At 55.2% G+C, this 9,318-nt stretch carries 11 protein-coding genes and 1 pseudogene; 7 read left to right on the top strand and 5 right to left on the bottom strand.

Translation table 11 applies throughout. From position 1 onward, the window contains the following. The first annotated feature begins 708 nt into the window (after window positions 1–708). Window positions 709–1,194, top strand: a pseudogene (locus QZ196_RS16350) (type I restriction enzyme endonuclease domain-containing protein). 305 nt (window positions 1,195–1,499) lie between these two features. On the opposite strand, the gene QZ196_RS16345 reads toward QZ196_RS16350, so the two are convergent. Continuing rightward, window positions 1,500–1,811, bottom strand: a complete 312-nt coding sequence (locus QZ196_RS16345; protein ID WP_296428341.1) for an ETC complex I subunit — start codon at window positions 1,809–1,811, stop codon at window positions 1,500–1,502. Between the two features lie 168 nt (window positions 1,812–1,979). Here QZ196_RS16345 and QZ196_RS16340 point away from each other — a divergent pair, with 168 nt between their 5' ends. The 6 genes from QZ196_RS16340 to uvrB all read left to right on the top strand — a co-directional run bounded on the left by QZ196_RS16340 (window position 1,980) and on the right by uvrB (window position 6,611). Beyond that, a complete protein-coding gene (locus tag QZ196_RS16340; protein WP_296428340.1) occupies window positions 1,980–2,189 on the top strand; it encodes a hypothetical protein in 210 nt (69 codons plus the stop codon). Window positions 2,190–2,288: 99 nt separating this feature from the next. Continuing rightward, window positions 2,289–2,552 (top strand): hypothetical protein, encoded by a 264-nt coding sequence (locus tag QZ196_RS16335; RefSeq protein ID WP_296428338.1) that lies wholly within the window; start codon window positions 2,289–2,291, stop codon window positions 2,550–2,552. A 107-nt stretch (window positions 2,553–2,659) separates the two neighbouring features. After that, window positions 2,660–3,055, top strand: a complete 396-nt coding sequence (locus QZ196_RS16330; protein ID WP_296428337.1) for a hypothetical protein — start codon at window positions 2,660–2,662, stop codon at window positions 3,053–3,055. A 57-nt stretch (window positions 3,056–3,112) separates the two neighbouring features. Further along, window positions 3,113–3,571, top strand: coding sequence for a HAMP domain-containing protein (locus QZ196_RS16325; protein WP_296428335.1), 459 nt, complete (start codon window positions 3,113–3,115; stop codon window positions 3,569–3,571). A 216-nt stretch (window positions 3,572–3,787) separates the two neighbouring features. Then, on the top strand, window positions 3,788–4,312 hold the full coding sequence (locus QZ196_RS16320; RefSeq protein ID WP_366510993.1) for a methyl-accepting chemotaxis protein: 525 nt from the start codon (window positions 3,788–3,790) through the stop codon (window positions 4,310–4,312). A gap of 91 nt (window positions 4,313–4,403) precedes the next feature. After that, window positions 4,404–6,611 carry an excinuclease ABC subunit UvrB gene (uvrB, locus tag QZ196_RS16315; RefSeq protein ID WP_296428334.1) on the top strand — a complete coding sequence of 736 codons (2,208 nt, stop codon included), beginning with the start codon at window positions 4,404–4,406 and terminating at the stop codon, window positions 6,609–6,611. 181 nt (window positions 6,612–6,792) lie between these two features. Here uvrB and QZ196_RS16310 read toward each other — a convergent pair whose 3' ends face one another. The 4 genes from QZ196_RS16310 to QZ196_RS16295 all read right to left on the bottom strand — a co-directional run. Next, entirely contained in the window at window positions 6,793–7,047 is a 255-nt protein-coding gene (locus QZ196_RS16310; protein WP_296428333.1) for a GlsB/YeaQ/YmgE family stress response membrane protein, read from the bottom strand. Between the two features lie 165 nt (window positions 7,048–7,212). Then, window positions 7,213–7,836: a hypothetical protein gene (locus tag QZ196_RS16305; RefSeq protein WP_296428331.1), complete on the bottom strand. Its 624-nt coding sequence runs from the start codon at window positions 7,834–7,836 to the stop codon at window positions 7,213–7,215. Window positions 7,837–7,915: 79 nt separating this feature from the next. Continuing rightward, entirely contained in the window at window positions 7,916–8,335 is a 420-nt protein-coding gene (locus QZ196_RS16300) for a hypothetical protein (protein WP_296428330.1), read from the bottom strand. 637 nt (window positions 8,336–8,972) lie between these two features. Continuing rightward, on the bottom strand, window positions 8,973–9,318 hold a 346-nt coding region (locus tag QZ196_RS16295; RefSeq protein WP_296428328.1), incomplete at its 5' end, for an ATP-binding protein.

Here is a 9,318-nt window from a genome sequence, read left to right as displayed (position 1 = left end):
GCTACCACACTGGATTCACTAGATGAATCCCTCACAGAATTTGTGCAACAGAGCCCCTCCGAGTAGGAGATCAAGATCGTCTTGGACGGTTTGCGTGAAAGTCGGGACAAAGTTACCGCGGCCGAGATCGAAAAGGCAATTGTATTCAATAGCTTATTTTTGCGCGTTTCGGGCTGGGCGTAAAGATGTCGCGAAAATAGGGGCAAGTGACCGCGAATCTCAAGGGCGGGCAACAAAAAAGCCCGCCGAAGCGAGCTGGTTCGTCTGGTGCTGTATAGGTTGGATCAGGCCGAAATCTTCAATACCAGTACGACGTTCACGTCGACATAGATAGCCGCGATCCCTGATTTCCCGGGATAGCGGAAAGCCGGTATCTGCCTTGCCATGATCTTTGGGAAAACATCTTCAAACGGACCCACCCCCCCGCTGACAGGCGTAGGTGAGCGGTTGAATATTCACGGCGGCCTCGCCCGAAAATTCCAGAATCTTGCCGATCTCGGCAAGAAAATCGTCGGGCGGTCCGTTCGCTGAACCCGGCGCGGGCAGCCGCTGTGCGCTGACTGTGATTTTGGAGGTTTGTCATATATAATCTCAATTGCTGGTCAGTGATGGGTTTGCAGGCCAACCCGGATCCTCCGTTTGAAGACAGAAGCTTCCGGCTTACCAACCCGCAGCGACCAGCACCTATTCCCAAAATCAATCAGGCCCATGGGGCTGCCCTCCGGACGGGCATGCCCGTCCTCCGTTCAGCCCCACCGGCCAAGCTGGCTGTCGGCACCGGCCCGCACCCGGACCAATCTGGCCAAAAAAGACGTTTTTTCTCTCAAACTGACCGAGGCCATCGCCAGCTACCATAACCGCAGCGTCAACGCCCTTCAGGTGATACAGGAATTGCTAAAACTGGCCTGAAACTGAAACCTGCGCGACGAACCGGAGGACAGCCTGTCCCAAGAGGAGGCATCCGTCTACGACGCTCTCGCCCGCAGTGAAAGTGCGATGGAACTGATGGGGAACGAAGAGCTACGCGTCATCGCCGCCGAACTGGTCAACACCGTCCGCGCCAGCGCCTCGGTTGACTGGTGGCGCAAGGACAACGTCCGTACGAAAATGAGGGTTGCCGTGAAACGGATTTTGAAGAAGCATGGTTTCCCGCCAGATTTGCAGGCCGAGGCGATGGCGAAAGAGATGAGGTAGGTCGATTATAGAACGCGCCATGAATCGCCTCGATATCACGCTTCGGCATGTCCTTCGTACGCGGATAGCCGTGGCCGTACTGCGTACGCATCAGACGGAAAGAGCTGTCTCTGGCCTTACTCGCGCAATGGGTTGAGCCGCTGGCAGCTATATCACAGCATCAAGGAAGCGCTCGAACGTCGGCCAGAAGGTAGGTCGTAGCCAACCGCCCCTCAAGAACAACATATAGCGCATTGGCCCGCCAACTACGCAAGATCAGATGCACAGACAGCTTAGCGAAATCTTTACCCCGATTTACAAAACATTTAGTGTGTCCAGACACCGCGTCGATGAGTTGCGAAATTTTCACCGTAACCGCCGGGACGAATATTCGCCTTGCGCACCTTTGGCTCCTGCACGACGGCGTCAATCGCATGCTCCTGGGCATAGTCAACGGCGGCTTGCTTGGTTTCAAAGTGCAGTTTGACCTGCGCCTGCGTATCAGATGACGATGTCCAGCCCATCAAAGGATCAACATCGCGGGCCGTTTCCGCCACGTATTCCAACACCCAATGGCGGGTCTTGGCCGTTCCCGACGACATCGCTGTTTTGGCTGGCTTGTAGATACGTGCACGCATTCTGGATCTCCTTGATTGGGACTTATTTCGAATCCCTGATGCTTTGGCAAGCGTCGTCGAAATCGAAAATCGAATCCGGACTAATCAAATAACAACTCATGATGCTTAGACCAACTTTCACACACCAACCTGCAGCGTTCACCGTGCTGACCAGTGAAAGAAATTACCATGATCAAACAAAGTGTAACCGCTCTTTTGGTCACGCTTGGCTGTCACGGCGCATTGGCCGACGAATTTGGCCCGGCGCTTGAAAACCACCTGACCTCCTATGTGGCCAGTTGGGTGACTGATCCTGTGATCCTGGTTGCGTTGCGCACGGCCAATGCGGCCACCTCTGGCTACGATGCTGCGCGCATCGACCAGATGGATCAGGCGTAGCGCACCGAAGTCGGGCAGGCAGATACGCCCACGATCACACCAATTCTCGATAACGCCGCTGCGGCCTTCCTGCGCGATTAGGTCGATGCGTCGGCCGATGTGATTTCCGAGGTCTTCGTCATGGATGCGGTTGGGTTGAACGCGGCGGCGTCGTCGGTCACCTCTAACATGTGGCAGGGAGACGAGGATAAATTCATCCAAACCTTCAACGTTGGCGTTGGTGAAATCCACATTGCCGACGTCGAATTCGATGCTTCGTCTCAAACCTACCTAGGACAGGTTTCGGTGACGATCAGCGATCCCCAGACTGGCGACCTTCTGGGTGCTGTAACCGTCGTCCTCAATGTCGAAGCGCTGTTCTAGTGAAAGCTCCCGCGCGGACTGGAGAAACCATGACAAATTGACATTCCAAAATACAAAGTGGCCGCGTGGGTAGTTCGATCTACGCGAAATGCATATGGATTGCGGCGATGACGACCATCGACGTCGAAACCATGCTCAGCGTGCATAGTTTCAAGGTCAGTGAACGCATTGCGCGCAGCGGGGTCATCGACCTTGGCGCGACAAACACCATCAACACCGCAAACGCCTTGGGCGGCGCACTTCGGTTTCAAAAGACCTATGACGTGACCCTGCAGATTACGCGCCTGCTGGATGCGTCGAACGGACGGGCAATTGCCGCAGTGGTGCTGACCCAAGATGGAGAGGTGCTTGCGGAAGTTACGCGCGAAGGCGCAAATCGTGCCGCGCTGAAAATGACTGCACGCACCGGCCTCCAGCAAAGTCAGCAAGCCGCTGGTAACAATAGTCTGGACATCGCCGTACGTGTCGTTTTCGGGCCGGAGTCCGGACAAGTGGGGATATAGGCCGTCAGTTGGACCATCGACCCAATTCTCAACGCCCTTCGGAACGACAAGATCAAGTTGATCACGACATCGGCCGCGGCGCTGCTGATTATGCTTGCCGCTTCAGCGTTCATGCTCCGGCACATATTCGGCAAACCGCTGCAGAGGCTGGAAACCGCCGTCCAATCCGTCGCGATCTGTGATTTCGATATTGTTATTTCAGATACGGGACGAACGGATGAAGTCGGAAGGCTCGCAGATAACCTTGATCGCATGCGTAATAGTCTGGCAACTGCCAAAGAAATTGCGGATAACGCGCGCGCGGATCAAGTCGAACAAGAGGCCGTTATTGATGCACTGACACAAGGTCTCAAGGGATTGGCTTCGGGCGATTTGACCTCGCAAATCTCACAAGAGTTCAGCGCAAAATACGCACAACCCAAAGGCGACTACAACGAAACGGCGCGGACGTTGCACGACACACTTTGCTCAGTTGTCGAAAATGCGCGGGTGATCCGCCAGGAATTCGGACGATAACGGCCGACATTCGGGTGATCTGTCACAACGAACAGAAAATCAAGCAGCCACACTTGAAGAGACGGCTGCAGCTCTTGATCAATTAACCAGTGGCGTCAAAGCAGCTGATGATGGCGCAAAGAAGGCCGAAGGCATCGTGAAAGAAGCTCAGCATGAAGCCACCGAAAGCACCGCCATCGTTGCCCTAACCGTAGCCGCCATGTCCGAAATTGCGGGATCGTCCACCCAGATATCAACAATCATTTCCGTGATCAAGATATCGCCTTCCAAACAAATTTGTTGGCACTGAATGCCGGGGGCGAGGCCGCACGCGCTGGCGAAGCCGGACGCGGCTTTGCAGTCGTCGCGTCCGAAGTCCGCGCACTTGCACAACGCTCGTCCGAGACAGCGCAACAGATCAAAAACCTGATTGGTGGCAATTCACAACATGTGGCCCGCGGTGTGAAACTGGTTGGCGAAACCGGAGAGGTACTTACCGCCAACACGGATCGCGTCAGCCATACTTCGACCCTGATGTCAGAGATGGCGGCCGCCGCGACGGAACAACCCCTTAGCTTGGCGGAAATCAACATCTGTGTGGGTGAATTGGACAGAGCCACACAGCAGATTGCCGCAATGGTCGAAAGCGCTGACGCGGCGAGCCAGTCACTTCGCAGCCAAGCGGCAGCACTCAACGATATGGTATCTCGGTTCAATATCACCCAAAACAAGCGGACCGTCGAAAATTGGCGGGTTGCGTGAAGTACAAAACAGAAACATTTCAGCAGTGCGGGGTTGAATATCGCTTCAAAAGTATCAACTTTAATTCTCTCAAGCATGGAGATTGTCGATTGTGGCCGCACCATCAACCGAAGTCCAACAACCACCCGCCTACCTTGCCCACCCCGCACCCGACGTAAAGCTTCGCGAGAAGCTTGAAGGTGGCCGCAGATTCGTTCTGAAAACCGAGTTTGAGCCGGCAGGCGACCAGCCTGCAGCGATAAAGGAGCTGTCCGCAGGTATTTTGAATGGTGAACGTGATCAGGTGCTGCTTGGCGCGACCGGAACCGGCAAAACCTTCACCATGGCCAAGATGATCGAAGCCACGCAGCGGCCTGCGATCATCCTTGCGCCCAACAAAACGCTTGCCGCGCAGCTCTATGGTGAATTCAAAGGGTTCTTCCCAGACAACGCCGTGGAATATTTCGTCAGCTACTACGACTATTACCAACCTGAAGCTTATGTTGCGCGGTCGGACACGTTTATCGAAAAAGAATCCCAGATCAACGAACAGATCGACCGTATGCGTCACTCCGCCACACGCGCCCTGCTAGAGCGGGACGACGTGATCATCGTGGCCTCGGTTTCGTGCATCTATGGCATCGGGTCAGTCGAAACCTACGGCGCAATGACCCAAGATATCCACGCAGGCAAAATGTACGACCAACGCCAAATCATTGCCGACCTGATCGCACAGCAATACCGCCGAAATGATCAGGCATTCCAACGCGGCACGTTCAGGGTCCGCGGCGACTCTGTGGAAATCTGGCCTGCACACCTTGATGACCGGGCCTGGAAATTATCGTTCTTTGGTGAAGAGCTGGAAAGCATCACAGAATTCGACCCATTGACCGGCACCAAGACCGATACTTTCGACAAGGTCCGCATCTACGCCAACAGCCACTATGTGACGCCAAAGCCAACGATGCAGCAGGCCATCATTGGCATCAAGAAAGAATTGCGGATGCGGCTGGACCAGCTGGTCGCCGACGGCAAATTACTGGAGGCACAACGGCTGGAACAACGCACCAGCTTTGATCTTGAAATGCTCGAAGCAACTGGCGTCTGCAACGGCATCGAGAACTACTCTCGCTACCTTACAGGACGCGCACCCGGTGAGCCGCCCCCTACCCTGTTCGAATTCATCCCAGACAACGCCATTGTATTTGCAGATGAATCACACGTCAGCGTGCCGCAAATCGGTGGCATGTACAAAGGTGACTTCCGGCGAAAAATGACCTTGGCCGAACATGGCTTCCGCCTGCCATCTTGTATGGACAACCGCCCCCTCAAGTTTGAGGAATGGGACGCAATGCGGCCGCAGTCTGTGTTTGTTTCGGCGACACCTGCGGCATGGGAGATGGAGCAAACCGGCGGCATTTTCACGGAACAAATCATCCGCCCCACCGGCTTGATCGACCCACAAATCGAAATCCGCCCCGTGGATACGCAGGTCGATGACCTGCTTGATGAGGTGCGCCAAGTGGCCGCCGCGGGGTACCGGACCCTTGTCACGACGCTGACCAAACGCATGTCCGAGGATCTGACCGAATATATGCACGAACAGGGCATTCGGGTCCGCTACATGCATTCTGACATAGATACGATCGAACGAATCGAAATCCTGCGTGACCTGCGCTTGGGCGCGTTCGACGTGCTGATCGGAATCAACCTTCTGCGCGAGGGGCTGGATATTCCTGAATGCGGATTGGTTGCGATTTTGGATGCCGACAAAGAAGGTTTTTTGCGGTCCGAAACCAGCCTTGTCCAAACCATCGGCCGCGCCGCGCGCAACGCCGAGGGGCGCGTGATCATGTACGCGGACCGGATCACCGGCAGCATGGAACGGGCGATGAAGGAAACCGAACGCCGCCGCGTCAAGCAGCTCGCCTACAATGAAAAACACGGGATCACTCCAACGACTGTCAAAAAGAACGTCGAAGATATCCTCGCCGGTCTTTACAAAGGCGACGTCGATATGAACCGCGTCACGGCAAAGGTGGACAAGAACCGTGCGGGCGGCAACATTCACACTGTGATCGAAGGGATACGGACCGACATGCGCAAAGCAGCCGAGAACCTCGAATTCGAAGAGGCCGCGCGCCTGCGCGACGAACTCAAGCGGCTTGAGACTGTCGCATTGACCATTGCTGACGACCCGCTGGCACGACAGCAGGCCGTGGATAAGGCCGTTGATGACGCACAGAAATCAGGAGGACGGTCCACGGGCGGACGCGGCGGGATGCGTGGCGGCAAATCGCGATATGGAGGAAAGCGGTGATCAACCTTCGTTTCGCTTGATCGCTATGCGAGGGTAGCAAGCAGGCCGTCGCTGACAACTATCCAGAACGAAGCAAAGCCAGCCATTAGGTATTTGTGTCGAACAAGCGTTCGCATGATATGATCAGACAGACCGCCCGTTTTGTGCATCCAAAAGGCGAGATGCGCGTTATTCGTATCTTTCAGACGCGTTTCACGAGACGGATCAAGAACAGCAAAATCACGGCGCCCAAGGTGGCGTGAACGACTGCGCCCAAGATGCCTCCGCCAAAGCCAAGCCCGATGACCGGAAAAATCAACCCCGCCACGAACGCGCCAACGACCCCCACGACGATATTACCCAGCAGACCAAAACCATAGCCTTTCATTATCAGGCCAGCCAGCCAGCCGGCAATTGCACCAATGATCAAAATGACCAGTAAGCTTTCGATACCCATTATCCAGTCTCCTCTTTGGCGCGAAATGCCGCGCCAGCACGACCGCACGCGTGCGGCTGGGACCAGCCTATGACGGCAAAGGACAGAATGCAAATCGCCGCGTCGACCATCGGCCAAACCCCGCAGAGCGCTAAACGGCGCGAGAGGTGCATCGCGTTTCACATATCAAGCGGCTAGCAGTAATTTCAAATCTTGCGGAAACCGCCACGCCACACCGTTTCCGGTCCAGCGTCCCTTGATCAGAAACCCATGTTCGCCGATGCGGGGGAAATGCGGCTTCCAATCGAGAAAACGGTCATTGGTAACGATCTGCATGCCACCACGCGTGGCACGTTCCAACAGCCGCTCATCGGCAACAACGCCGCTTGGCACCACCTCGACCTGCCATCGGGGCAGGTTCAGACGTGCTGCCATCATCCGCCCATTGGCGTAGGCATTGTATAATTTATAACCGACATTGGCATCGAAATAAACCAGAGGCGTATAACCCAAACCGCGCAAGTCGCGCAGGATTGCAGCAAGAACCAGCTCAGATGGCGCACCATTCCAATGCATAACGTTCGATCCATCGACCAAAATCGGCCTCAGATGCGATTTAGATAAAGATGGCCACCCACCGCGGCCAGCCATCTGCCAGATAGAACTGGACGCCAGAACCGTGAAGATCACGTAAATGGCCACCGCCAACCCGATCAGATAGGTGCCACGGTTCGGATGATCGCGCAGCAAGTGCGCAAATGGTATGAAACTGATCAGCAGCCCATTTAACAAGCCTGTAAGATAATGCAAAACAACCACCAGTCCTAACTTGTCGGGATGGTGATAGTCTTCACAATTCAAAGGCGACTTCAACCCCGCAAGCCGGTGGTTAACGGTTTATGTTGTCGCGCAAGATAACCGTGCCCTGCTGCCATTTCCCCTTGATAAGAAAGCCTTTTTTTCCAACCTGCGGAAATTTTGATTTCCAGTCAAGAAATCGGTCATTGGTTACAATTCGCAGACCATCCCGCGCCCCATGGGCCAGCATGATACCGTCGGCGGACACCCCACTTGGCACGACGTTGACCTCGGCAACGTCCAGCCCGATGCGCTCTGCCATCTGGGCCCCGCTGCGTGCCTGACCGCCAAGTTTGAAGCCGGCGTTGGCATCAAAGTAGACGATGGGCGCAAAGCCGCGGGTCTGCAAGTCTTTCAAAACACGACATAAAACCAACAGTGACGCATCGCCTCCCCAATGCATGACATTGGACCCGTCAACGATGATCTGGCGGCTTTGGGGCATGGGCATGGGACGTTTGCGCAGCCGATGAACCGGCGGGCACAGCGCGATCCGAAGGCGCGAAAATACAAGGCACACACGACGCAAATCAGGGTCCATTCGGCGTTAAACGATACGTACAGAATGCGTGCCTACAGGGTTCTGCTTCACAAATCGAGATGAGGGCATATCTTGTCAATGGATTGATGGTTTATTTCGAGCGTGCTCGGGGTTGTGGCGTTCATTTTGGCACAGGCTTTTGCACTTCGCTTCCGCTCCGTTCACACGATGGATTACCCGTTTGCGCGGTATGGCCGTCGCGTCACGCGCGGCGATCAGGTCGAACAGCGGCCCGCCCCAACCCGTTCCCAAAAAGGGCGCGCCGGGTCGTCAACTACGGGTCAACGGCGCATATCGACAGGCTTTTCCATGAAACAGATCGGCAAAGGTGGTCTTCTTTGTTGGATATGGCCGCGAACGTTCGACACTTGTCTGACGTCAGCACCCGTGGGACAGATTTGAGGATTTGAATAACGGAGGATTTCTGGTTCATCTTATCGATTAGGAGATCGAGATGACGCAGATGCCCGATACTGTTGGATGTCACTTAAAACTGACCCGGTATTGTCACCGAGATTTGACCCGCTCAGTCGTTATGCTTTCTTCGTCATGATGTGGTCAATGGTGGTGTTTCCTTTCGTTTCTGTTTCGCGGTCTCGGAGCTGGCTTTGAAGCGGTAGCTGTCATTGCCGGTCTCGAGGATGTGGCAGCGATGGGTCAGACGGTCGAGCAAGGCCGTGGTCATTTTGGCGTCACCAAAGACCGTTGCCCATTCGCTGAAGCTCAGGTTGGTGGTGATCACCACACTGGTGCGCTCGTAAAGCTTGCTGAGAAGGTGGAACAGCAAAGCACCGCCTGAGGTGCTGAACGGCAGATAGCCCAGCTCGTCCAAGATCACCAAATCCGTCTTGATCAGCGCCTCAGCGATCTTCCCGGCTTTGCCCTGAACCTTT

It is taken from the genome of Yoonia sp., from assembly GCF_017854565.1.
GTDB lineage: Bacteria > Pseudomonadota > Alphaproteobacteria > Rhodobacterales > Rhodobacteraceae > Yoonia.
Note: the sequence above shows the minus strand (reverse complement) of the source record. Positions and strands in the feature narration are given on the sequence as shown.

Bases quoted from the DNA above. Each gene is read 5' to 3' on its own strand.
- QZ196_RS16345 (WP_296428341.1), bottom strand. From the start codon at position 1,811: ATGCGTGCACGTATCTACAAGCCAGCCAAAACAGCGATGTCGTCGGGA.
- QZ196_RS16340 (WP_296428340.1), top strand. From the start codon at position 1,980: ATGATCAAACAAAGTGTAACCGCTCTTTTGGTCACGCTTGGCTGTCAC.
- QZ196_RS16330 (WP_296428337.1), top strand. From the start codon at position 2,660: ATGACGACCATCGACGTCGAAACCATGCTCAGCGTGCATAGTTTCAAG.
- QZ196_RS16310 (WP_296428333.1), bottom strand. From the start codon at position 7,047: ATGGGTATCGAAAGCTTACTGGTCATTTTGATCATTGGTGCAATTGCC.
- QZ196_RS16300 (WP_296428330.1), bottom strand. From the start codon at position 8,335: ATGCCCATGCCCCAAAGCCGCCAGATCATCGTTGACGGGTCCAATGTC.